The organism is Pseudarthrobacter sp. PS3-L1 (genome assembly GCF_030063285.1).
Classification (GTDB): Bacteria; Actinomycetota; Actinomycetes; order Actinomycetales; family Micrococcaceae; genus Arthrobacter.
On the sequence record NZ_JASISU010000005.1, the window covers coordinates 26549 to 49306 of the forward strand.

18 protein-coding genes and 2 tRNA genes are annotated in these 22758 nt (G+C 55.5%); 10 read left to right on the forward strand and 10 right to left on the reverse strand.

Annotated elements, in window-relative coordinates; translation table 11 throughout:
• Nucleotides 1–13 precede the first annotated feature (13 nt).
• Together QMG79_RS14335 and QMG79_RS14340 are read left to right on the forward strand one after the other, a co-directional pair.
• Entirely contained in the window at nt 14–1066 is a 1053-nt protein-coding gene (locus tag QMG79_RS14335; RefSeq protein WP_283539301.1) for a 3-isopropylmalate dehydrogenase, read from the forward strand.
• Nucleotides 1067–1264: 198 nt separating this feature from the next.
• Entirely contained in the window at nt 1265–2377 is a 1113-nt protein-coding gene (locus QMG79_RS14340; RefSeq protein WP_283539302.1) for a branched-chain amino acid aminotransferase, read from the forward strand.
• A gap of 434 nt (nt 2378–2811) precedes the next feature.
• Here the strand turns inward: QMG79_RS14340 and QMG79_RS14345 are convergent, their stop codons facing one another.
• Nucleotides 2812–4398, reverse strand: a complete 1587-nt coding sequence (locus QMG79_RS14345) for an HNH endonuclease signature motif containing protein (protein ID WP_283539303.1) — start codon at nt 4396–4398, stop codon at nt 2812–2814.
• Between the two features lie 124 nt (nt 4399–4522).
• The gene (locus tag QMG79_RS14350) at nt 4523–5125 is read right to left on the reverse strand and encodes a hypothetical protein (protein WP_283539304.1); all 603 of its coding nucleotides are present in this window, start codon (nt 5123–5125) and stop codon (nt 4523–4525) included.
• 169 nt (nt 5126–5294) lie between these two features.
• Between QMG79_RS14350 and QMG79_RS14355 the strand changes: the two genes are divergently transcribed.
• The 5 genes from QMG79_RS14355 to QMG79_RS14375 all read left to right on the forward strand — a co-directional run bounded on the left by QMG79_RS14355 (nt 5295) and on the right by QMG79_RS14375 (nt 9615).
• Complete coding sequence (locus tag QMG79_RS14355) at nt 5295–6113, forward strand: MBL fold metallo-hydrolase (RefSeq protein WP_283539305.1); 819 nt, start codon at nt 5295–5297, stop codon at nt 6111–6113.
• Between the two features lie 37 nt (nt 6114–6150).
• A complete protein-coding gene (locus tag QMG79_RS14360) occupies nt 6151–6927 on the forward strand; it encodes a fumarylacetoacetate hydrolase family protein (protein ID WP_283539306.1) in 777 nt (258 codons plus the stop codon).
• 72 nt (nt 6928–6999) lie between these two features.
• Nucleotides 7000–7257: a hypothetical protein gene (locus QMG79_RS14365; protein WP_283539307.1), complete on the forward strand. Its 258-nt coding sequence runs from the start codon at nt 7000–7002 to the stop codon at nt 7255–7257.
• A gap of 73 nt (nt 7258–7330) precedes the next feature.
• Nucleotides 7331–8845, forward strand: coding sequence for a glutamate--tRNA ligase (gltX, locus tag QMG79_RS14370; protein WP_283539308.1), 1515 nt, complete (start codon nt 7331–7333; stop codon nt 8843–8845).
• Entirely contained in the window at nt 8845–9615 is a 771-nt protein-coding gene (locus tag QMG79_RS14375) for an HAD family hydrolase (protein ID WP_283539309.1), read from the forward strand. The genes gltX and QMG79_RS14375 overlap by 1 nt, the downstream gene beginning before the upstream one ends.
• A 61-nt stretch (nt 9616–9676) precedes the next feature.
• On the opposite strand, the gene QMG79_RS14380 is transcribed toward QMG79_RS14375, so the two are convergent.
• Genes QMG79_RS14380 through QMG79_RS14405 form a run of 6 tightly spaced genes read right to left on the reverse strand, consistent with a single transcriptional unit; the run spans nt 9677 to nt 16956 of the window.
• Entirely contained in the window at nt 9677–11308 is a 1632-nt protein-coding gene (locus QMG79_RS14380) for an acyltransferase (RefSeq protein ID WP_283539310.1), read from the reverse strand.
• On the reverse strand, nt 11305–12393 hold the full coding sequence (locus QMG79_RS14385) for a glycosyltransferase family 4 protein (protein WP_283539311.1): 1089 nt from the start codon (nt 12391–12393) through the stop codon (nt 11305–11307). Before QMG79_RS14385 ends, QMG79_RS14380 begins: the two co-directional genes overlap by 4 nt.
• Nucleotides 12383–13054, reverse strand: coding sequence for a hypothetical protein (locus QMG79_RS14390; RefSeq protein WP_283539312.1), 672 nt, complete (start codon nt 13052–13054; stop codon nt 12383–12385). Before QMG79_RS14390 ends, QMG79_RS14385 begins: the two co-directional genes overlap by 11 nt.
• Nucleotides 13055–15154: a glycosyltransferase family 2 protein gene (locus tag QMG79_RS14395; protein ID WP_283539313.1), complete on the reverse strand. Its 2100-nt coding sequence runs from the start codon at nt 15152–15154 to the stop codon at nt 13055–13057.
• Entirely contained in the window at nt 15151–15597 is a 447-nt protein-coding gene (locus QMG79_RS14400; protein WP_283539314.1) for a hypothetical protein, read from the reverse strand. The genes QMG79_RS14395 and QMG79_RS14400 overlap by 4 nt, the downstream gene beginning before the upstream one ends.
• Before the next feature lie 45 nt (nt 15598–15642).
• Nucleotides 15643–16956: a UDP-glucose dehydrogenase family protein gene (locus QMG79_RS14405; protein WP_283539432.1), complete on the reverse strand. Its 1314-nt coding sequence runs from the start codon at nt 16954–16956 to the stop codon at nt 15643–15645.
• Between the two features lie 465 nt (nt 16957–17421).
• Between QMG79_RS14405 and QMG79_RS14410 the strand changes: the two genes are divergently transcribed.
• The 3 genes from QMG79_RS14410 to QMG79_RS14420 all read left to right on the forward strand — a co-directional run bounded on the left by QMG79_RS14410 (nt 17422) and on the right by QMG79_RS14420 (nt 18787).
• Nucleotides 17422–17493, forward strand: a tRNA-Gln gene (locus QMG79_RS14410).
• Between the two features lie 105 nt (nt 17494–17598).
• Nucleotides 17599–17671 (forward strand) — tRNA-Glu (locus QMG79_RS14415).
• A 300-nt stretch (nt 17672–17971) separates the two neighbouring features.
• Nucleotides 17972–18787, forward strand: coding sequence for an ATP-grasp fold amidoligase family protein (locus QMG79_RS14420; protein ID WP_283539315.1), 816 nt, complete (start codon nt 17972–17974; stop codon nt 18785–18787).
• Between the two features lie 1985 nt (nt 18788–20772).
• On the opposite strand, the gene QMG79_RS14425 is transcribed toward QMG79_RS14420, so the two are convergent.
• Both QMG79_RS14425 and QMG79_RS14430 read right to left on the reverse strand, forming a co-directional pair.
• Nucleotides 20773–21573, reverse strand: coding sequence for an ATP-grasp fold amidoligase family protein (locus tag QMG79_RS14425; RefSeq protein WP_283539316.1), 801 nt, complete (start codon nt 21571–21573; stop codon nt 20773–20775).
• Between the two features lie 258 nt (nt 21574–21831).
• Nucleotides 21832–22755, reverse strand: a complete 924-nt coding sequence (locus QMG79_RS14430) for a glycosyltransferase family 4 protein (protein ID WP_283539317.1) — start codon at nt 22753–22755, stop codon at nt 21832–21834.
• Between the last annotated feature and the right edge of the window lie 3 nt (nt 22756–22758).

Consider the following 22758-nt stretch of genomic DNA (forward strand, 5'->3'; position numbering starts at 1 on the left):
TTAAGCTGGATCCATGAGCGCATCCACCATTGATCTGGCAGTTATTCCCGGCGACGGTATTGGACCCGAGGTCACCGCCGAGGCACTCAAGGTGCTGGAGAAAGCCGTGGCGGCCGACGGCGTCGAACTTTCTCAGACTCACTACAGCCTGGGCGCCGAGCATTGGCTTGCCACGGGGGAGACGCTCCCCGCGGAGGTCCTTGCTGATATCCGCACAAGGGATGCCATTCTTTTTGGTGCAGTGGGCGCAGCGCCGGGTGATACCAGGATCCCCTCCGGCGTGATTGAGCGTGAGCTGCTCCTTAAATTGCGCTTCAGCCTGGACCACTATGTGAACCTCCGTCCATCAAAGCTCTACGGCTCGGTTGGCAGTCCGCTGGCTCATCCTGGTGAGATTGACTTCATTGTGGTCCGCGAAGGGACAGAGGGGCCCTATGTTGGCAACGGCGGCAGCCTTCGCGCTGGCACGCCCCACGAGGTTGCCACCGAGGTTTCCCTCAACACGGCGCATGGTGTGGAGCGCGTGGTGCGAGACGCATTCCGTCGCGCCAGCGAACGTCCTCGCCGGCACCTTACGCTTGTCCACAAACACAACGTCCTGGTCTTCGCCGGACACCTGTGGAAGCGCACAGTAGAAGCTGTCGCCCAGGAATTTCCCGAGGTGACACACGACTACCTGCACGTCGATGCGGCCACGATCTTCATGGTGACCGACCCCTCGCGCTTCGATGTAATTGTGACGGACAACCTCTTCGGCGACATTCTTACCGACTTGGCCGCTGCCATCACAGGTGGAATTGGATTGGCAGCATCAGGCAACATCAACATGGACAGGACCGCACCGTCCATGTTTGAGCCGGTCCACGGTTCAGCCCCCGACATTGCAGGCCAGGGCAAAGCGGATCCCACAGCGGCCATTCTTTCGGCAGCGCTGCTGCTGCACCACCTTGGCCACCATGGCGCAGCAGAGCGGATCGAGGCTGCGGCCGCGGCCGACGTCGAAGCCCGGGATGGCTCGCCGCGCAGTACCAGCGATGTGGGCGACGCCATTGCAGCCAGGCTCTGATGCGGGAAACTCACCGCCGTTAGTTGTTCCGGGAAGGAAGCGTCATGGGGTGGAGCTGTCCAGGGTGTGGCATTTTGACGCCAACTCCCAGACCCCGTGGTGAGTCCGCGCGGGGCGTAAGCTTGTGACGAATCACCAAATGCTGCCCGTGGAGTTCGTAGAGGAACCCATCGAAGGACAGCCGATCGTGGAGGAACCATGACTCAGACCGCCCATGGCGTCGAATTCACCCAGCAACTCACGGAGACCCCCAAGTCTGCTGATGAACGTGCTGCCATCCTGGCAAACCCAGGCTTTGGCAATTACTTCACTGACCACACAGCCGTTGTTGACTACTCGGTTGATACCAAGGGTGAGGGTGGCTGGCACGATCCTCGGATTGAGGCCTACGGCCCCATCAGCCTGGACCCGTCTGCAGCCGTGCTGCACTACGGACAGGAAATTTTCGAGGGCCTCAAAGCGTACCGCCACGCAGACGGCTCGATCTGGACTTTCCGTCCCGAGGCCAACGCGGCTCGCCTGAACAACTCTGCGAGACGCCTTGCGCTTCCCGAGCTTCCCGCAGAGTACTTCCTGAGCGCCATCCGCGAACTAGTCTCCGTGGACCAGGAATGGGTTCCGTCCGGCGACGGCGAGGCGCTCTACCTGCGCCCCTTCATGATTGCTACCGAGGCATTCCTGGGTGTACGTGCAGCACGCGAGGTTTCTTTCAGGGTTATCGCTTCACCCGCCGGCAACTACTTCGGCGGCGAACTTAAGCCCATTTCCATCTGGATCTCCCGCGAGTATGCCCGGGCGGGTCGCGGTGGCACCGGCAACGCCAAATGTGGCGGCAACTATGCAGCATCCCTGATCGCCCAGCAGGAGGCGGAAGCCAACGGCTGCCAGCAGGTGCTGTTCTTGGATCAGTTCAACGACGACGCCGTCGAGGAACTCGGTGGAATGAACGTCTTTTTCGTGATGAAGGACGGGTCCATGGTCACACCGGCGCTCTCCGGCACCATTCTGGAAGGCGTGACCCGCTCCTCCGTCATCCAGGTTGCGCGCGACATGGGACGTGAAGTCACCGAGCGCAAAATCACCGTTGACGAATGGCGCGACGGTGTTGCTTCAGGTGAGATCGCCGAAGTGTTCGCTTGCGGTACGGCCGCCGTGATCACCCCGATTGGTGTGCTCCGCGACGCCAACAACACCATCGGATCAGCCGATGCTGTAGCCGGTGAAACCACGATGGCCATCCGCGGTCAGCTCTTGGGAATCCAGACAGGGACCGTCGAAGATACGCACGGCTGGCTGACACGCCTGGTCTAAGAATCTTGGTGGGAGGACAATGCCTGCCAACCCAGCCGGGGAGCGGGATTAAGGAACCTGGCCACCCAGCGGGGCTCGGAAGTCGGTCTCGGAACTCAGTACCGGCCTCTGGCATGTAGTTTGGTTTACCGGTTCGATCCAAGGTTTGCTGTCTAAAGGTTTCGTACAAGGGTTTCGTACAAGGGTTTCGCGCGAGGGTTTCGTGCACGGGTCTTGTCCCGGATGGAGTGATTGGAGCGTCAGCCCACATCATCGTCATCAAGCGAATTCATCACAACGGAAGGCACCTGACGTTTGTCGGGTGCCTTCCGTCGTGATGTGGACTGTGCTCGCGACACGCTCGCGCGCTCTCTCTTTCTAACGCTTTCCCTTTCTAACGTTCCCCTTACCCTCGACTTCTAGGGCGCTGAAGAGTCTTCGTGAGTGGTCTTGGCTCAGATCGGCACGGGATCGGGATGCGGTATTTCGGGTGGCTCCCAATCCTGGGATTCGCTCCGATATGTCCGTCCTGCGGGGGAGATCCATCCGGGAGGGTCATGCTCGGTGGCAGGGGTCGGCGTCCATGTGGTGTTGTGCTTGAGCTGATGATGCTGGTGGCAGGGCTGGCCCAAATTGGCAATCCCTGTGTGACCTCCGTTGTGCCAAGCCAGGAGATGATCGGCGTCGTTATCCAGCGAGGGGCTGCTGCATCCGGGGAATGGGCACTTACCGTCGCGCATCCGTAGCCACTGGCGCATCGCTTTGGGAACGCGGTAGCTGTTCCTGCCGATTTCGAGTGGTGCACCGGATCGGGGGTCAACCAAGACCCGGAGAAAGCTGTCCGCGCCGTTCGCAACAAGATGCCGGGCCATGGTGGCGGGGACTGGACCATAGCCATCCAGCGTGGCGGGCTCTTCCGTCAGGCCCATCAACGAGAAGACGGGAACAGTGACCAGAACTTGCGCACGCGGTGCCGGCACGTCAGCACCTATGCCCGTCGAGGAGTCCAGCAGCCAGTGGGCAGCGATGTCTGCCCGGAGCTGCGGGAGCGTACGGACTTCGTCAGGATTCTGCAGTGCCCGGGCTGCTGAGGTGGTGTGCTCCCAGATCCCGGAAGCGGTGTCCGCACCAAGGTAGAGAGACAACCAGGCCATACCGTCGCGCGCCGGTGTGTATTCGACATGCCTGTCGGAAATGCACTTAGCGTGCCGCTTTTCAATGGACTCGGGATGGTGCCGTTCCCGAAAGATTCTTGCCTTGACCCGGAATCGGCCCGGGGTCAGCTCGCTGATGGGACAGCCGCGGGCGGGATTGGACACGGTGGGATCAAGGAAGTGCGATTCGAAGGCACCAGCCGCGGCGCATTCAAGGTCCGCTGTCTCCTCGACCATGGTGCGGGCATGCTGCCACGAAAGATCACCTGAGACAAGCGCGGCACGAGTTAGAGGCAACGCGGACGTCAGTTGCTGGGCAGCCTCCAGAAAAGCTCCTGCCACTGGTCCGCTGACGGTCATCACGCAGGCAACTTCAGCGATCATCGACCTCAGATTCATTGCCTTATCGGCGAACGTTGCCTCTGGCGGCTCAAGGGACTCGCCGACTTCTACATACCTGGCCGCCAACGCTGCCTTCAGCGCAGCAACCTGGTGCTCCAACCTACAAGCTAGTTCGAGCCCGTCCAGGCACGCTTCGCTCTCAGCTCGCAGGGGATCAACAGAACGCTGATCAACAGAACGCTGATCAACCGAACGCAAATCAACCGAAGACTGGTCAATCGTGCCCTGTTTGATCGAATCCCGCTCAAACGCGCTCGGGTCACTGCAGATCACACCAGTCGAGGGCCTGCCACCAGACGGTGAAGGGGCAACCGGGACCCCGCCAAACTGGCTGGGCTCACCTTCATCGACGTCCGAAATTCCAGCAGCCCGGCAGTCCGCCCAAGCTTCGGCGCCCGGTTTCAACAGCTGCAGTTGCGCGACGGACGCCGTGATGGAACCTAGAGACGGTTCCATCACGGCCCACGCATCCCCGATGTTTCCCATACCCCAATTTTCCGGCGCTCCACCCTTACCCGCGGCAAAGAACTTTAGCTATGTGGACAACTCCACCCACAAAGTGCCGGCCATCGCTTAAGGAAGGAAGGCGGTCATTGCGTCAAGGAATGACCTACCGTCGAGCGGCCTTCCGAGCGGCGTTCTTCAGTGCTTTCCGCGAAACGGGTTTCAGTGCCTTGCGTGCGGCTTCTTCGGCGAGCGCGTGGTTCCGGCGGGCGTCGATGATGTCGTTCCACAGGGTGGTGGCAAAAACGCCGCCCTCCTGCGTGTAGACCTCGTATGGGTAGTCAGCGAAGATGGCCGACGACGGTGCTCCGGCAGGCAGTTCAGCTCCGCCCGACTGCGCAACGGCATCGCCCACGGCCCACGTGCGGGTCAGGTACGGTGTGAGGTTTTCCTGCACAAAAATGGTGGCGTCGCTCGATTCTGCGGCACGCTTCAGCAGCGCCTCCAACTCGGCGGCAACCAGGGCAGCTCCAGCTTCTTCCGTAGAGGAGGAGGATGAGGCGGAGAGATCCTTCGACGCGGCGGCTACAGCATCGTCCCAGTCGGCTGTCTCGCGGAACTTCTTCCATGTGGGGAACCAGACGATTCCGCCTGTTGCATGGTTATGGATGTGCTGCAGCCCGCTGTTCTTCTCGGTAAGGGCGTGGTCGTGACCGGCAGCGTCCGCCTCGGCGAGGAGATCGGCAACGGTAGGGGCTTTGGTGCTCATGGGAGGGGTCCCAGCTTCCTGATAGCGAGTAGATGGTCTTCACTGATGGTCAACAGGCAGCCGACGGCGTTCTATTCCACCGGATAAACCACGCACCGCTGATACGTCCAACCTGGGCCCGCTGACACGGCAGCGCATTCCTGGCACCCACCGGTGCAAGGATGGGACTGTGACTTTTTCCAGCCCCACTCCTGCAGACGCCCCCGCCGTGCAGCGCAGCTCGGCCTTGACCGAGTTCATCCTCGCGCCCAATCCAGGCCCGATGTCCCTCGACGGCACCAACTCGTACCTGATCAGCCACCCGGACAGCCACGAGGCAGTTGTGGTGGACCCCGGGCCCCTCGACGAAGCGCACCTGCAGGCCCTTGCTAGCCACGCCCGCGTTGTCCTGATCCTCATTACGCACCGCCATCCTGATCACACAGAGGGTGCCCGGCGCCTCCACGAGATCACCCAGGCGCCGGTGCGGGCAGTGGAGCCGCTGCACTGCCATGGCGGGGAACCCCTGAACCACGGTGAAAGGATCGAGGCAGGGGGCGTGGGCATCACAGTCATTGCCACGCCCGGCCATACATCGGACTCTGCCTCCTTCCACCTCCCAGCTGACAACGCCGGCATGGGTTCGGTACTTACGGGCGATACCATCCTGGGCCGGGGAACCACTGTGCTGGATCATCCCGATGGCACGCTGGCCGATTACCTTGCCAGCCTCGAAACGCTCTCGGCGTTCGCTGGCAGCATGGTGCTCCCGGCGCACGGCGCGGTGCTGCCGGATATCGCAGCGATCACTGCTGCCTATAAAGCCCACCGTCTCGAGAGGCTGGCACAGGTCAGGATGGCTGTTGAAAGCCTTGGCGGAACGCCCGACGTCGGGACTGTCACCGACGCCGTGTACGCCGACGTCGACCCTTCCGTCCGGAGGGCCGCTGAGCTTTCTGTGGCGGCGCAACTTGCGTACCTCCGCGCACAGGCGGCACGGCAGGCCTGAGACAGGCACCCCGTGCCCAAGACTGTAGGCTTTTGGCATGCGTATTGCACGGTTTGTTGTAGATTCTGACCCTTTGTATGGCGTCGTCGAGGGGGAGTCCGGCACTGAAATCATCACTGTCATCAGCGGCGATCCCTTCTTCAATGGCGTGGAGCGCACTGGTGTGCGCCACAAGCTGGAGGATGTTCGGCTCCTGGCGCCGATCATCCCGCGCAGTAAGGTCATTGGCGTGGGGCGTAACTATGCAGAGCACGCCAAGGAGCTCGGCAATGAGATCCCGGCACAGCCATTGTTGTTCCTGAAACCGAACACGGCAGTGGTGGGTCCCAACGATCCGATCATCCTTCCCGAGTTCTCCGAGGACATTTCCTTCGAAGCTGAGCTCTGTGTGGTCATTGGCCGGATCTGCAAGGACGTTCCGGAGAGCCGCGTTGATGATGTGATTTTTGGGTACACCTGTGGCAATGACCTGACCGCCAGGGATGTCCAGAAATCTGATCTCCAGTGGGCGCGTGCCAAGGGCTTCGATACGTCGGCGCCGCTGGGACCGTGGATCGAGACTGAACTGGATACCGAGGACCTGGAGATCCAGGGCCGGCTTAATGGTGAACTGCGCCAGGACGGCAATACCAGCCAGATGATCCGTGGGGTCCGTGAATTGGTGTCCATTGTGTCCCAGGCGTTCACCCTTCTGCCCGGAGACGTCATTATGACGGGTACCCCGGCGGGTGTCGGCTCCGTCAAGGCGGGCGATCGCTTCGAAGTTGAAATTGAGGGCATCGGCCGGTTGTCCAACCCCGTCGTGCGCCGCTAGCCGTTGCGAAGAGTACCGTCCGACGCCGGAGCATGGGGCGCCACGCGAGGCCGCCAGTCAGGGGCGCGCACTGTGAAGTCGTTTCTGACGTTTGCGCTCGGCTCCGCGGGCACTGCCATCATTGCCATTCGCGCAGTGGGGTATCTGAACGGTCCGCCATGGCTGGCGGTACTCTTTGGCCTCCTGGCGCTGGGTCTCCTGTGTTGGTACAGCGTACGGATGGTGCGTACCAGTGGCTGGTACCTGCGTCGTGCGGCGAAACAGGCTGCGCGGCAGGCGGGCACTCCGCAAGAGGAAATGCAGGAGAAGGCGCGGAAGCGCCAAAACTGAAACTCCAGAACTGAAGCATCAAACCTGAAGCGCCAGAAGCTCGGTGGCGGCACGCGGTAATGTTGGACCCACTATGACTACTGCTCCAGTGCCTGCCCCCGCCACCATTCCTGCCGTCACGGCCAATACCCCGGTCCGCGTGCGTTTCTGTCCCTCACCTACGGGGACCCCGCACGTGGGACTGATCCGCACTGCGCTGTTCAACTGGGCCTATGCCCGGCACACCGGCGGCAAGATGGTTTTCCGAATTGAGGATACGGATGCGGCGCGGGACAGCGAAGAGAGCTATCACCAGCTCCTGGACGCAATGGGCTGGCTTGGCATCAACTGGGATGAAGGTGTGGAGGTGGGTGGCCCGCACGAACCTTACCGGCAGTCACAGCGCGGTGAGCTCTACCAGGACGTCATCGCCAAGCTGCGCGAGGGTGGCTTCATTTACGAGTCCTATTCCACGCCCGCCGAAATTGAGGCCCGGCACAAGGCAGCTGGCCGCGATCCCAAGCTGGGGTACGACGGTTTTGACCGCGAGCTAACCGAAGAGCAGGTGGCGGCGTTCAAGGCGGAGGGCCGCGAGGCAGTCCTGCGGTTGCGTATGCCTGACGAGGACCTGACCTTCACGGACCTCGTGCGCGGCGAGATTACCTTCCGTGCAGGATCGGTGCCTGACTTTGCCGTGGTCCGTGCCAACGGCGCCCCGCTGTACACGCTGGTCAACCCGGTTGATGACGCTCTGATGGGTATCACCCACGTGCTCCGCGGTGAGGATCTGCTCAGCTCCACGCCCCGCCAGATTGCGCTGTACCGTGCGTTGCATGCCGTGGGCGTCGCCAAGTACATGCCCGAGTTCGGGCACCTGCCCTACGTCATGGGCCAGGGTAACAAGAAGCTCTCCAAGCGCGATCCGGAGTCCAGCCTGTTCCTGCACCGGGAGCGTGGCTTCATCCCGGAGGGCTTGCTGAATTATCTGTCGCTGCTGGGCTGGTCGCTGAGCGCTGATGAGGATATTTTCACTGTGGAGCAACTGGTGGCGAACTTCGATATCCACGATGTCCTGGGTAACCCGGCCCGCTTTGACATCAAAAAGGCTGAGGCTATCAACGGTACGCACGTGCGGCTGCTGGATCCGGCTGACTTCCAGGGCCGTCTGGTGCCGTACCTGCGCGAAGCGGGGCTGGTGGGGGAGACCTTGACTGCCCGCCAGGAAGAGATCCTGGCAGAAGCTGCGCCGCTCGTGCAGGAGCGCATCACCCTTCTGGGCGAGGCGCCGGAAATGCTCGCATTCCTGTTCAAGGCAGACGACGCCATTGATGTGTCAGAGGATGCCAAGAAGGGGCTCCCAGAGAACACCACCGAGGTCCTGGACGCCGCGCTCGTTGCACTTGAAGCGGACAGCCAGTGGAGTGCTGAAAGCATCCAGGCAGTGCTGAAACAGGCGTTGGTGGAGGGCATGGGCATCAAACCGAGGCTTGCCTTTGGCCCGGTGCGGACGGCAATTTCCGGCCGCCGGATATCCCCGCCTCTGTTTGAGTCCATGGTGATCCTGGGCAAGGACTCTTCCCTGGCCCGCTTGCGTGCTTTCCGCGGCTGATGGCTGAGGACTCCGCCGTCGCCGGCCCGGCTGCTCATTCTGTTTCTGCTGGTCATGGCCTGGACCCCCGGTTTGGGGATATCCAGGGGGTGCTCTTCGATATTGATGAGACCCTGGTGGATCTTGAGTACGCCATGTCCACTGCCTTCCGGGCGGTCAGCGAGCATCTGCTGCCGGGGCTGGATGCTGCCGGTTGGCAAGGCGTGGGAAAGGTTTTCACGCATGGGACCACCCACTTGTATGACAGGTACCTGGCGGGTGAGCTGAGCTTCAATGAACAGCGGATCCTTCGGGGGCGGGCAGCGTTTGGGTACGTCGGCGTGGATTTTCCCGACGATGAGGCGGCCCAGCAGTGGGTGGAGTCCTACGCGGAGACCCAGCATGGACACCTGCGCGCATTCGAGGACGTGGTGCCGCTCCTGGATGCGCTGGATGCGGCAGGGGTGCCTTACGGTGCCGTGAGCAACAACGTCCACAACTACCAGCGGGCCAAGCTGGACCGGGTGGGGCTGCAGCGCATCACGCATCTGGTGGGTACCGATACCGTGGGCGTGCCGAAGCCTGATCCTGCGATCTACCTCGAAGGCGTCCGTCTCCTGGGCACCAGTGCTGCCCGGACGCTGTATGTGGGAGATAACCTGCTGCTCGATGCACAGGGGGCAACGGCTGCGGGCCTTGTAGGCGTGTGGCTGAACAGGGGAAGTGCCCTGGACGAGGATTTTGCCGGAGCGCAAATCGCGAGCCTAGGGGAGCTGCTGGGCGGGCTCTGAGCCGCAGGTTTTCGCCACCGTATAAACCCAGGCCAACCGCAGAGATCGTTTTTGCTGACTGCTAGGTCTCTAGCTTAGGAAGGTACTTTAGAACTCGACCGGGCACACCACCCACAAGTGAATTTGCCGGAACATCCTCTGTCACAACCGCTCCAGCAGCGATGATGCAGCCTTCACCAACTGTCACGCCTCCGAGCACCATCGCACCTGCTCCTATCCATGATCCACGTCCAATGCGGATGGGTAACTTGACCGGTGTCCCTGTTCTCCTCACTTTGTCGCTTTGTTCGTGCGTATCCGAAATGAGCTTCACAAACGGTCCCAAAGATACATCCTCCTCGATCACCACATTCGGCCTTATATAGCTGTCTCGGTTAATGAAGACACGATTGCCGACCTCAATGGGACCCACCCATTCTCCACCGCGATACACCTGGACGTGATCTCCAATAATGATTTCAGATTCTGCGTGGCTGGCCATCATCCTGACTGTCGGATCGATCCATGCGGTTTCCGAAACATTCACATGATTCGTTGAAGGCCTCGCCAGGACGCTTTTCTCGAGTTGCTCTACGCGCCGGATTATTTCTCTGACTGCTTCAGTTTCTTCTTCACAGTTGTTTGTGGCAGTAGGTTCTTCCCCCAAAGTCTCCGGCATGGAACCTTCTGCCGCGGATGAGGGATCGTCCTCCAGTTCTGGCGATAGAAAAGCAATTTTTACGGGGTCTAGTCGCTCAGGATGACTTTGCTGTTTTCCTTCGCCCAGCCAAGTTGAGGTCTCCTCCGGAGACAGAGCCTGGCAAACCGAAGCAGTGAAAATATGCGGCGGTGGTGGACCATGGTTGAAGCTTCCAGCATACTCAAGTGTGGATATTCGAGAAAGGTTACCGCCACGCGCGCACGCCGCCAGCATAGGTAAGTAGTGCTGCTCATACTGAAACTCGTTAATGTTCTGGACCAGGATTACTTTGTTGTTTACCGGGTGGCTGTAACGATCAAGGGCAGAAAGACGAGGGGATACCGAACCAGTCCAGTCCTCGCGGAGTTGCTCATCGGTGACGTCGGGGCTTATCAGATCGGGCCAAACAGTACGTGCATAAGATTTTTGTGCGGCCAGAGACGTTCCGCCGTTCATGTAGTAATGAATTGCTGTCTGTGCGTTGAAGGCGACAGCCACGGAGCCGGGTATTAGTGAGCTGACTTGCAATGCGGCGAATCCGCCACCAGAGGAACCGGTCAGGACTAAGTGTGTTCCCGAAATTGCTTTTAGGAGCCGACGAAGCACATCGGCCGCTACTTCCTGAACATTGAAGTCGGACCACCCGGTGAACCAGGCCAGTTCAAGGTCGCCCGCGAGATATAGTGCTGGATCCGAGAAGCAGATTATTGACTTGTTTAGTTTCAACAAGGTGTTGAGTCTCTCGAAACGCGGAATCTCCTGCGTAGTACGGTTGAGTGCCCCGTGGAAGCTGACCAAGATCTCATCGGTGCCCCTATTTAGGACGAATACGTCAAAGGGGACATCATCCTTGTTGGTGGGCAGTTGCAACCATATCGCCTGATCTAGAGGAAATTTTAATGTCAGGAGAGCCTCGTAATCCACCGCGTTCGGATGGAGGATGCGCGGATCGAAATCGAACTCATCTTTATTTATGTGTAAGGAATCAAGCGCACCAAATTTTTCTTCACTCATACGCTCACTCTCAAACCGAGTGCATCAAACATCGCTTCCCTGACAGATAATTCGCTGCGGTGCAATTGACATGATGCTCTCGCTATCTGGACAATTTCGTCGTAGGTGCCTGATTTGATGATGTTTCGCAGGTCGACTGACTGGTCAGATGGATTGAAGCGTGGACAGCCGTGGTCGCCAAAGTTGCTCCAGATACCAGCGCGCAAATTCTTGCCATACTGGATTCCTACAGACCCTTGGGCGCCCACACCGAGGGCCAAAGTACCAGCCGCGAGTGCTCGGACGCCGCCCATACCGGCAACGCAAGCAGCGACAGCCTTATTCATCCGGATGGGCACTTCATCTGGTTCCACCCAGCCTGACCATTGAATTTCTATGTTGTTAAATGAAGCGAAGCCCTGTTCAAAACGTCTTTCAAAATTGTTCCGAAGTGGACCGTCACCCATCACGTCCAGTGTCCACTTAATACCAGGAAACTCTGAGGCTAGGTCGGTGACCAACGTGATAGTCGGATCGATCTGCTGGATCTTATCCGGCGCTAAACGCGCGGCAGTCACTACAGTAGCTTTGCCACCGCGCAACTTTTCTTCAAGTGGGATTAATGGAAGACGAAAAACTTTGTCCGGCACGCCATTAGGAACAACGGCAACTTTCCACGGTTCGACTTTCCCGACGCGAACAATGAAATCTTGAATCGAGGGGCTGGCAGCCAGAATCAGTTCGGCTTCTGGCGACCAATCGTTGACTTGGTCGAGATAGGCGCCGTGAATCATATGGTACGTAGGAATCCTTAATTGCCGTCCCACTCTTAGGGCCACATCTCTGGCTATGGGCCCATGGGAGAAGATAAGATCCCAGCCTCCCTTGTTAATCAAATCCTTGACTGTAGGTAGCCAGTCTTCCCAGCGAATAGTCGCGTAACCTGCGCCAGTCTCCAGAATGCGGTCGCGAAACAATCCCTCTTTGCCGACAACAACTACGTCTATTCCTTGAGACAATAGGTCTTCGACCGCGGATAGGGCCCATTCGTGAACGCCGCCCCAGTCAGCGACCGTTCGAACTGGCATGAGGATTTTAGTTTGCATGTATGAGTTTCCCATCTACTGACAAGAGAATATCTACTGCGTTAAGGATGCCAGCAATTCGCCGGATATCATCCGTACTGCACTTCGCGAGGAGCCGGTTGGGTACATCAATTCGGGATGCGCTCAAATCCTGCGCCATAAGGACAGGGACAGCTAGATGGACGCCAAGCGAGCTTGGCGGATAATTTGATTCTACTTCAAAAAGCCACGAATTCGACGAGACGATAAACTTATCAAACGTGAATAGTCGACCGGACGAGCTATGGGTCGGCAGCTCGCGAAATAAAATACGCCTACGATCGCCCTGACTTGGCGAGATTACTTCTTCGAGACTATTGGGACCAATAACTATTTCCACAGAGCCTGTATGAATGGCAAGTGGAATATCCGTTCCATCAGGAAGATTAATCTCATCATTGTCCAGATATTTTCTAATCTGGACTCCTAAAGAGTTTGATATTGGTCGACCCACTCGCAGGTGTCCGGTAACAAGATTCCCTAGGAGCAGAATTGTTGCGGCGGCGATCCGATCGCCAGTTAAGGACTTAGGTTGGCCATGAAATATGAGTGCTGGAAGTATAGGAGTCTCTACACCAAGTATGGACTCCATGAAATTCAACTCAGTTTCGCCGCGGTGATTGAAAACTGCTTCGACCCTCATTTAGGCGATTCCAAAGTAGCGGCTCGAAAGATCTTCAAAATCATATGTTGATGGAACAAGAATTTCCCATGTGAGATCGGAGTATTCCAAAAGCCTGCTGAATTCTTCCGCCATGCCGATTGTTTTGAAACCCAACAAGACCAATTCCTTGCGTTGATTTTCGCCAAAATTTACTGATATTTTCTTTGCGCTGAAGCAGCCTTGAATATCGGTTACATTCACATCGTCCAAGTTGAAGCTGTTAACAGTGAGAAGTACACCTGCGGGATGGATCTTCGTAATTCGTTTGAGCTCGAGTGCTTTACGGTCGCCAACGAGAAATACTTCTCCCGAAGATTTCGGAATCTGGTTCGCTTTTTCGTCCTTGACGAGCTTTGGCGAAGCCCGGAATCTACAGCCAACAATTCCCTTGCGCCGAATCTGGACCATGTCAGCAAGTGTAATAGCCTCTGCGCCACCAAGCTCTAAAGTGGATTTGCCCGTCCACATGTCAGTCTCTGCGGCAATAAAGCTAAATCGGTCATGAAGATCCAAGGAGAGAACCTTCTTTCCGACGAGTCCCTGGAAAACCAAGTCCCTATCAACGAGATGATCGGGAAGGTAAGCACCAAACAAGTGGAATAGCTTTGTTCTGTCTGCGGGAGCGGGAAATCCGAGCGCCTTGCCTTGGTCAGTCATGGTCCGGAGCGACGTGTGATCAGCGCCAAAGCTGTTTGCGTAGCGAGTAAGAACTGCAGCTGCCCGTTGACGTTTGGTGTCAGTCTGGCTGACCTGCGCCGGGTGGATGCGCCTGAGAAACAGGACTTTCTCAGAGTGTCTCCAGCGCAGACCACTCAGCACAGTCCGGACGGCCAGATTGTGATCGACAGAACTCGTAAGGGATTCGTCGTAGCGAATTGACCTGATCAAAGCCGTTGGGAGCAACCAGGTTGCATGGCCCGGGGTCTGGCCGCTGAAGGCGACAAGTTCCCGACCAAAGTTACGCTTGGTAATGTGGAGTTCCATCTCGGCGGTAACGTCGTCGAAGTTCACCCATGAACCGTAGGATGCTCGTTCTGTAGCGGTAATAGTCGCAAGACTGGTTGCCAAGCGCCATGGCAGCATAAGGTCATCGTCGTCATGCACTGCAGTGAAGTGGCCGACCGACTTGTCCGCTGCTCTGTTGCGTGCACTGCTGATTCCAGTGGGGGACTGCCGAACATAGGTGATCCTGGGATCATCAAAGGAGCGGACAATGTCCTCAGTGTTGTCTTCCGAGCCGTCATCGACGATGATGAGCTCAAATTCGTGAAAGGTCTGGGCTAGAACTGAATTTATCGAGTCGGCCAAATACGGGGCTCGGTCGCGGGTAGCTACGGATACTGAAACAAGTATGGGCCGGAGTTCTACAGGAACGGACCAATTCTCTAAGTTCCTGAAGATGCTTGAATCCGAGAGTACGTGTGGTTTTTGACTTTCCCGTGCAGGAATGGAATACGGAGTGTCATCCCTGGTCAACGACGGCAATGCTGCCTGGAGATCCATTGCGAACGACTGTGGACAGCGCGTAGATTCCCGAGTTATGCCAAGCCGCTTTGCTCTTGTGAGCAGATCCATGGTCAGGCAGTCGTTGAACGAGGCCCGTTCGTCGAAGCCTCTAAGCAGTAAGAGGTCCTTCTTGGTTAAGGCGTACATGATCGGTGAATCGTTGTGAATTGATTTTGTGAATTCAATCCCTAGCCAGTCTATCTCCGAGTGCGGCATGTCGCTTAGTCTTGGGGCGCTGGTGGGTAGTCTTCCAGATACCCGCAAAAACGAGCCGTCCTGTAGTCCAGAGATTTGCTTCCAAAGTGATTTGGTAAGTACGGGGTGCGCGGTGCTCTCGGCGATTATTACGATCGAAGTCTCCGCCTCGGCGATGAGTTGGTTCATCATTTCAGCTTTTGGCGTTCCGAACGGGAAGATGCGCACATTTGGAATAGAGATATCAGTAAGGTTCGTGGCGAGTCCGATTGATATCTCCGCATACTCAGATGCGGCATCTACGACTATTTGGCGAAATTCGTCCAAGGCAGCTGAGTCATCACTCACAAACGAATGGATCAGTGTTACGTTATTCACGGATATTCCTTCAAAAAGTACGTTCCGAGGGAATGGGCACTAGAGCTGACTTTTTCCCCATCTATCTGAAGCTTGTTTATAGCGTATCTAATTTCTTGGATCTGATCCTTCAGGGAGTATGTTAGCGCAGCTTTTGACCAGGGAATCAAAGTTATTAAAATTTCATCAAAAGTGTTCTTTGATATGACTATATTTGGGGTGAATCTATTGACAGGATCTATGTCTTCTACATATACATAACTTGTATTTTTAACCTGTGAATATTTCCAATTAACGTCACTTGGTATGACCTGTTTCCCAGAATTTCTCAGTTCAATACCGAGCAACCAATCCTTCGAAGAGGAGAATCCATCCACGAACGTGAGACTAATCCTGGCCTCACGAGCGTAGCCATCGAGTTTTATCACCGCAGGTTTCATGCATCCCCTATGAATTTTGTTCACGGTCTGGTCCGTTCCAAACCGGGCAACTCGCCGCACTGTGGCTCATTACGGCCGGCCCATTCCTCTGTAGGTCCAGCCAGCTTGTCGCCAAGCAGTCGGAGAAAGGGCATTTCGCCCGTCAAGAATTTTTAGATCCGCTACCAGTTCTGCTGTTTTAACAGGATCAAGGTCAACGTACTCGGGCCATTCCGTCACGAGCAGGATCACGTCAGCCCCAGCAATCGCTTTGGTCGTGTTGGTCTCGTAGTTCAATTCTGGAAAGCGTCTTCGGGCGTTCTCTATGGCTTCGGGATCGGTTACCGTTACCGTTGCCCCTTGGAGTTGCAGCTGCGCAGCAACTGAAAGTGCGGGTGAATCCCTCACGTCGTCTGAGGACGGCTTGAATGCTGCTCCTAATACCGTCACATTTTTACCCAAGAGGGCTCCACTACAGAGCTCCCTGGTAAGTTCAACGACTTTGGTCCTGCGCCGCATGTTGATGCTATCAACTTCTTTGAGGAAGGTCAGAGCCTGGTCTGCACCGAGCTCTCCAGCCCGAGCCATGAATGAGCGGATGTCCTTGGGAAGACAGCCACCGCCAAAACCCACGCCAGCGTGAAGAAATTTTCGCCCGATGCGGTCGTCAAGACCAATCGCATCCGCCAGTGCGGTTACATCGGCGCCCGATGCATCGCACACTTCAGCCATGGCGTTGATGAATGAAATTTTTGTAGCGAGAAAAGAATTGGCTGCAGACTTAACAAGCTCGGACGTTGCGTAATCGACAACCAAGCGGGGTGTTCCTGATGACAAGGGAACAGCATAGACCTCATCGAGACTATTCTGCGCGGAAAGCCCTGCCGGGCCGGCTGGAACTCCGTAGACGAAGCGGTCCGGCGTGAGGGTGTCTTTTACTGCGTGTCCCTCGCGCAGGAATTCTGGGTTCCAAGCGAGCGTAGCTGTAGGACAGGCAGCTGTTATAAGCGCACTCAGACGTTCAGCTGTTCCCACAGGAACAGTCGATTTGCCCACTGCAACGTCACCGGCCGAAAGAAAGGGAAGGAGTTCGCTAAAGGCTGCGTCTACATACGAAAGGTTTGCGGCGTACTCTCCCTTGAGTTGTGGAGTCCCCACACAAACAAAGTGAACCTTGCTGCCGTGTGCTTCGGCCATGGACGTCGTGAACCTTAGCCGGCCAGTTTCCAATACTTCTTCCAAAAGGTCCTCCAGCCCTGGCTCAAAGAATGGAGCTCGCCCGTCCTGTAGCTCGGCGATCTTGTACTCATCTACGTCTATGCCGATTACGTCGTGGCCTAGCTTTGCCATAGACACGGCATGGACTGCACCTAAGTAACCGCAACCTATTACCGAAATTCGCATTGAGATTCCCATTTTAGTTTCTAAGACTGTCTTCTTGAAGTATGCACGGGTGAACAGCATCGATCCAAAAAAGATGTCGGTACGGATGACTGACGCCAGGCTTGAGACCGCCAAGTCTTGTTGCTTCTACCGTGCATGTGCCGGACGCCACTACACAAGTTTCCGTAGGGTAGCGGACGGAAATTACAAGGAGCTTCACCACTTCAGCGACTAGTCTCTGTCATGCATCCGGGATCTGCACGCGGCACTGGGCTCGACGATAGGGTAAGCGCAAGTATATAAAGTGGCCCGCCATGAGACGCCGTCGCAAGGGCCTAGGAGGCCGGACTCCTTCGCTAATAGACGCCCACTTAAGCGTGACATGGGAGGCGATTTGTGTGCTCGACCAAAACCTAGTAGAGTGTTATCTCGTGCTGAGGCGCTTGCCGGTCAGAAATTGACCGTCTTCTGAGGCAGTGTGTGCAGTGGGATATGGTGTAATTGGCAACACATCGGTTTCTGGTACCGACATTCTAGGTTCGAGTCCTGGTATCCCAGCTCCAAGAACATGGTAAGTATTCCATTTCCTGGTGTTGTTGTGGTTTTTCGTCAAGTAGCAGATACAGGACTTACATTGATTTCTTGAATGTAAGAAATTCGCAGGGCCCCATCGTATAGCGGCCTAGTACGCTGCCCTCTCACGGCGGTAACGCGGGTTCGAATCCCGCTGGGGTCACAAAAATAGCCTCCCGAACTTTATAGAGTTTGGGAGGCTATTGCTTTAAGGGAGGTATCCTCTGGCGGATGACTCCATCCACCAATGGACCGCACCCACTTCCTTCTTGCTTCAATGCCCTATCCGCGTGTGTGGGAAGGTGACGGGGTTCATAGAAATTTGAGCATAGGCGGACTTATGGTTTGACGCTCGTATGGCACTCAGATCAATCCGCATTTGACTAGCTGCAATTTCGGTCCCCAGTTCCCATTGGGTATTCTCGGAAGCGTAACCCCATACCAGTCGAATACAGGAGTCTCGATGCCTACACCATGGACGAACAGGATTGCTGACCGCAACTCAGGAAAAGAGTCTGGTACGCCATGGTGGGTGAACGATAAATACCTGTTACACAAGTTTTGCAAGGAACATGGGTTCCCTATGCCTGAGGTATATAAGTTCTGGAAGACACCTCACGAACTGAACCTTGACGACACACCAAAAAAATTTGTCCTGAAACCAACCGTCATGTTCTCGGCGTGGGGTGTCATGCTGCTTGAGAGGCTCGATGATGGTACTTTCCACGACGAGCTCCAGAACCGCATTTTGACTTTCGCCCAGGTTAAGGCGGAGCAGCTAGCAGCCTATGAGCGTTGCAAATACAAAGGGTCCTACAGACTCATGATGGAAGAAAAGGTTGAGGGCAGAAACGGCGACCAGCCCATACCCTTGGACTACAAAGTTTCGGTCTTCTACGACCAGCCGGGTCAAGTGCACCAGATCAATCGGAACCCGAAAGTCCTAGAGTACGCGTTTTTTGATGGCCAGTTTGCTCCACTCGATCTGGGAGACACAATTATCAGCGATTGGGCGACTAAAAGTTTGGGGCGTCACGATCGCCCGGCGGACTCTGCAGAGATGCTGAAGATAGCCTGTGAATTGACAATGACACTTAAGACTCCATTCATGCGCGTCGATATGTTCGCTGGTCCACAGGGCCCTGTAATCGGTGAGCTCACTCCGTCGCCGGGTGATGCTTTTTACGGAAATAATTTCAAGTACACCGAAAAATATGATCTTGATCTTGGCCAGGCTTGGCTGGATGCGGAAAGGCGTATAGAAGATAGTCTGGGATAGATCCACCCGGTCTGACGTGCTCCAATCCGCGCTGGGAAGCGAACGGCAAGTGTGTGGGTGATTGATTCACTGAAAATGACTTGCGACGTCTTGTCCGGCCTCTGGCGTGGATCTTCGTTGGAACTTGTGAGCGAGTACATGTACCGTGGCTGAGGTGACGGCCGAAAATCAGGATTCCGAAGTGAACTAATCGACGTTCGGAACAGCGGATTTCTCTCAGTGGCTCGAAGGAATAGATTGCGAGTCGCTGGCCCTGGCGGCCCTTCTCGTTGGCCGCTGTCATTCGTGCCCAGGCTGGCTCCGTCAATTCAACTAAGCTGTGGGGATGCGCAACTAAGGGCCGGCAGTCCACGGATAATGCAGGACGACAGAATCAAGGCATTAGCGAGTTTTTCATGTGGCATTACTTACCGCAACCAACGCTTCGGTCTTCTGCTCTCATTCAAACCGACTACCAACCTAAAGCGGAGTTACTACTGGCTGTTTGACACTGTGTCCTTCTGGATTGCGAGCAAGAGTTTGTTGGACATATCGCTCCCGCTTCTCGAACTTTGACCACAGCAGAACCAACGAACGAGCTACCACCGCGGGCTGCCCCGAAGTGCAGTGCTCTACATTCCGATGATCTAGGAGAGAGTCGACTATTCGAGGGGATTTGGATTTTCGTATGAGTGTCATTTCATCGTCCGGGGAGCACTTGTCACGACAGTAGGAGTTTTCGTCGTCATCGATGCGGGATCCGCCGGCGGTGCTTTTAGCCTGTTTGATGCCGGCGTTGTCGGCCTCGAATTTCCCAGTCGTTGAACGTGTCTAGATGCGGTCCGTCATTTCCTTCCCCCAGCATCAGAGTAACCCGCCAGAGGCTCGCGGTCTTTTGTTACTTCTGTGTTTTGACTAACTCCTAGGGGCGTTTCAGGCTCAGTATCACAACACGCAGGAGCCGCATTCGGTCCCCTCAACCCGGATCCACTGACCCTGCCTGGCTGCCACAAGTACGATGGGCCAGCAGTTCACGGATTTCGTTTATCGCCTGGTTCGCCCGGATACCAGATGGAATTGGTTCAACCACGCAGCTGCACGTGGTGGCGACATCCAAGGGGACTCGCGGAACGCAAGTCATGATCAATCTTGACGATGTGCACCTCAGAGCGCGGTTCTTCGATTTGTCGAATTAGACTTACCCAAACGCTGGCACGATCGCGGCTATTTGACTGACTAAGAACCTGACCAGTACTAAGATCAACAATGCAAAAAATCCATCTCATAAAACCTTCTCGCACCATGGTTATTGGGTCCTTGAAGGAGCGCATGAATCAGAATCGCTATGCATAGATGCCGACGATCCGTATGCAAATCGGATGAATTTATGTTAGAGCAGCCAAGAAAACGCCATTCACTGCCGTCCGGACACTTAGCCGCGACACCGCCAAACCGGCTAGATTCGCTGATAGCGCCCTTACTAAGTGCATGACGGCTTCATGAATGGTGCCCGAGTTCGCCGGTGGAACGCATCACCGCAGGCACCGGGAGCCCAACGAACGATGGCCTCGCAGAGGTCAGCTTCTCGTCCGAGGAACCGATGTTGCGTCCACGACACGTTATCCGACAGGTACCGGCGTATCCTTTGTTTTCTCGAAGCGGCGCTCCTTCATGCAAACAGGACCAACATCCCAACTGATAACTGCACAATTTAGGACGATGACTTGGTTGCGACCATCAGCGCTCAAGCTCATTGGCGTGACCGGCAGGTCAGACAGACTCAAAAGAGTCGCAGAGGGGGTCAGTGGCAACGACGACAACCCCATTTAGGAGTTATATATCCCTTTAGGCGCATAAGCACACATCGCTCAGCTGACTACGGCAATAGGCCCTCTGTTCAACGACGTCATAGACCGTGAGCCACACTTACCAATAGGACGAAGGTAATCGTGGGTCCTCCCAGCGGATGCACGAACACGCGGATCATAGGACTGCTTGGTTCCCTCCTAAGAGATGCCCAGCTTTTCCTGTGCTTTCCCCCAAAGATAACCGAGGCGGAAGGATAACTCGGGCATCATAACCTCACGATCTTCGTAATAGAAGGTGCCAGGGACCAGAGTAAATTCCCCGAAGATGGGTCCTTCAGAGGTGTTGTACATATCAACCCGAACAAAAGGAGAGGGCACAGCAACGGAAATTCTTTTGGCTAAGTTCAACAGACGTTCCCAGTGCTCGGGTCGCTGCTCAACCACCTTTTCTATTATCTTTCTATTTGGAGCAATGAGTTTATCGTTCGGGTCATTGATCGGGATAAAATCTCCGTCAAAAAAGGCGTGACGATTTTTTTTAGAATCTCGGATTGTTCTGTGAATAAGGCCGATCTCACCCTGAAATGTAAAAAACTTATAGTCATCTGGAATCAAATTGCTTTCGACATCCACAATCCGTTCTTCAACCATCCAGAAGTGCTCTACAGCAGGGTGCTTATCGGCCAAGGATTTCTGCTCATCCAGAATTGCACGTGCACTCAGTTCCCGACGACGCAAGTAGTCGTAAAAACCTTTTTCTTTTCGCTCCAGTACCATTACTCCAAAAGATGAAGATGAGAAAGTGGGTTTTAGAACAAATGAATCCGGGAGAATGTCCAGATCAATTTCTTCTGGGGAGGAGAATGTAGCGAGCAATTTGGGGACAGGTCCGCCTATAGATTCAACAAATTTGCGTCCCAGGATTTTATTATGGAGATGAGTAGGTACATTTAGTTCCTCACCTCGGCCACGAGCTCGGATATGACTTAAATAATCCACGCCAAACCTTTCCTAATCGAATACACGATTTTATCGTACTCCCTGAGCCGGCATCAATCCGGATAATTATGAATCCACTATAAACGCAATAGAAACATCTAACACATTAGACTATGCCGATAGATAATAATTTCGACAATCAATTTATGTTTCTTTGATACCTAAACCCCGGTTTTAACGGAAACTTTCTCTGTTTGCCCGTTCAAATTCAAGATAATCGCAGTCGTTTTAGACTGAAAGAAGTCCCAGTGCCGAAATTCACATCATCGGACTAGCAGAAATTCGATTTGCCAATTCCTCGATGTCGCCTACCGGGACCAGCTCCAGAGATCCCCAGTCACTCAGTCTCTCTTCGATAGCGCCAACTGAGTAGGCGATGGCAGGTAGCCCTGTCGCCATTGATTCGGCTACACCATATCCGAAGGATTCGCCCAGACTTGTGCTGACGAAATACCCGGAACGATCCCGCGCATAGCGGTAGAGCGATGCCACGTCCGCTGGTGCTAGGTTCATCATTACTTCCAGACGATGACTGACCCCGTAAGCAGCCGCATCGGCCAGGAATCCTGCCATTCTGTCAGGAGAATCTTCCATGCTCACCACCACGACTCCGACAAATTCTGGTGTCAGGAGACTCAAGGCCCTGACGAAGTCTCTACAGTTCTTACCTTTATCGAAGCGTCCGACCCAGATAAGCGGCCTTATTCCAGATTTCATATTCCAAGTACCGGTGGTTCCTTCAGCCGAAAAGACCGTTAAGTCGACCAGGTTCTTTTCAACCTGGACAAGGAAAGCGAAGTCCTGAGGGACTAGAGACTTCACCACCTCTGCCAAGTATTGGCTTGGAACACGTATTTCGTCAATATTGGAAAGAGCAAGTACATCAAGTTCTTTCCGCAGCACGGTCTCATCTGACGAGTGAAATTCGTAGACTAAACGACTGGAGCCACGATTCTTGAGCAAATTGGACAGCTCGGGCAAAGATGTGATGCGAATCTCAGCGTAGTGCTGTTCCAATGCGGCAAGTTCTACGTACGGAGCGAGTCGCTCTTTTTTGACTATATCTACCCGGGTGTTTGGGAACTGGTCATACACTGACGAGGCACCAAAGTCTTTGAAAAACACCAGGTGGTGATGGTTGGCGGGCTCGCTGACCACTCTGTTGCGATAGACGGTCATCATGCC

Coding starts and splice junctions, on each gene's coding strand:
- QMG79_RS14335 (WP_283539301.1), top strand. CDS start 14: ATGAGCGCATCCACCATTGATCTGGCAGTTATTCCCGGCGACGGTATT.
- QMG79_RS14340 (WP_283539302.1), top strand. CDS start 1,265: ATGACTCAGACCGCCCATGGCGTCGAATTCACCCAGCAACTCACGGAG.
- QMG79_RS14345 (WP_283539303.1), bottom strand. CDS start 4,398: ATGGGAAACATCGGGGATGCGTGGGCCGTGATGGAACCGTCTCTAGGT.
- QMG79_RS14350 (WP_283539304.1), bottom strand. CDS start 5,125: ATGAGCACCAAAGCCCCTACCGTTGCCGATCTCCTCGCCGAGGCGGAC.
- QMG79_RS14360 (WP_283539306.1), top strand. CDS start 6,151: ATGCGTATTGCACGGTTTGTTGTAGATTCTGACCCTTTGTATGGCGTC.
- gltX (WP_283539308.1), top strand. CDS start 7,331: ATGACTACTGCTCCAGTGCCTGCCCCCGCCACCATTCCTGCCGTCACG.
- QMG79_RS14375 (WP_283539309.1), top strand. CDS start 8,845: ATGGCTGAGGACTCCGCCGTCGCCGGCCCGGCTGCTCATTCTGTTTCT.
- QMG79_RS14380 (WP_283539310.1), bottom strand. CDS start 11,308: ATGAGTGAAGAAAAATTTGGTGCGCTTGATTCCTTACACATAAATAAA.
- QMG79_RS14385 (WP_283539311.1), bottom strand. CDS start 12,393: ATGCAAACTAAAATCCTCATGCCAGTTCGAACGGTCGCTGACTGGGGC.
- QMG79_RS14390 (WP_283539312.1), bottom strand. CDS start 13,054: ATGAGGGTCGAAGCAGTTTTCAATCACCGCGGCGAAACTGAGTTGAAT.
- QMG79_RS14405 (WP_283539432.1), bottom strand. CDS start 16,956: ATGCGAATTTCGGTAATAGGTTGCGGTTACTTAGGTGCAGTCCATGCC.
- QMG79_RS14420 (WP_283539315.1), top strand. CDS start 17,972: ATGCCTACACCATGGACGAACAGGATTGCTGACCGCAACTCAGGAAAA.
- QMG79_RS14430 (WP_283539317.1), bottom strand. CDS start 22,755: ATGATGACCGTCTATCGCAACAGAGTGGTCAGCGAGCCCGCCAACCAT.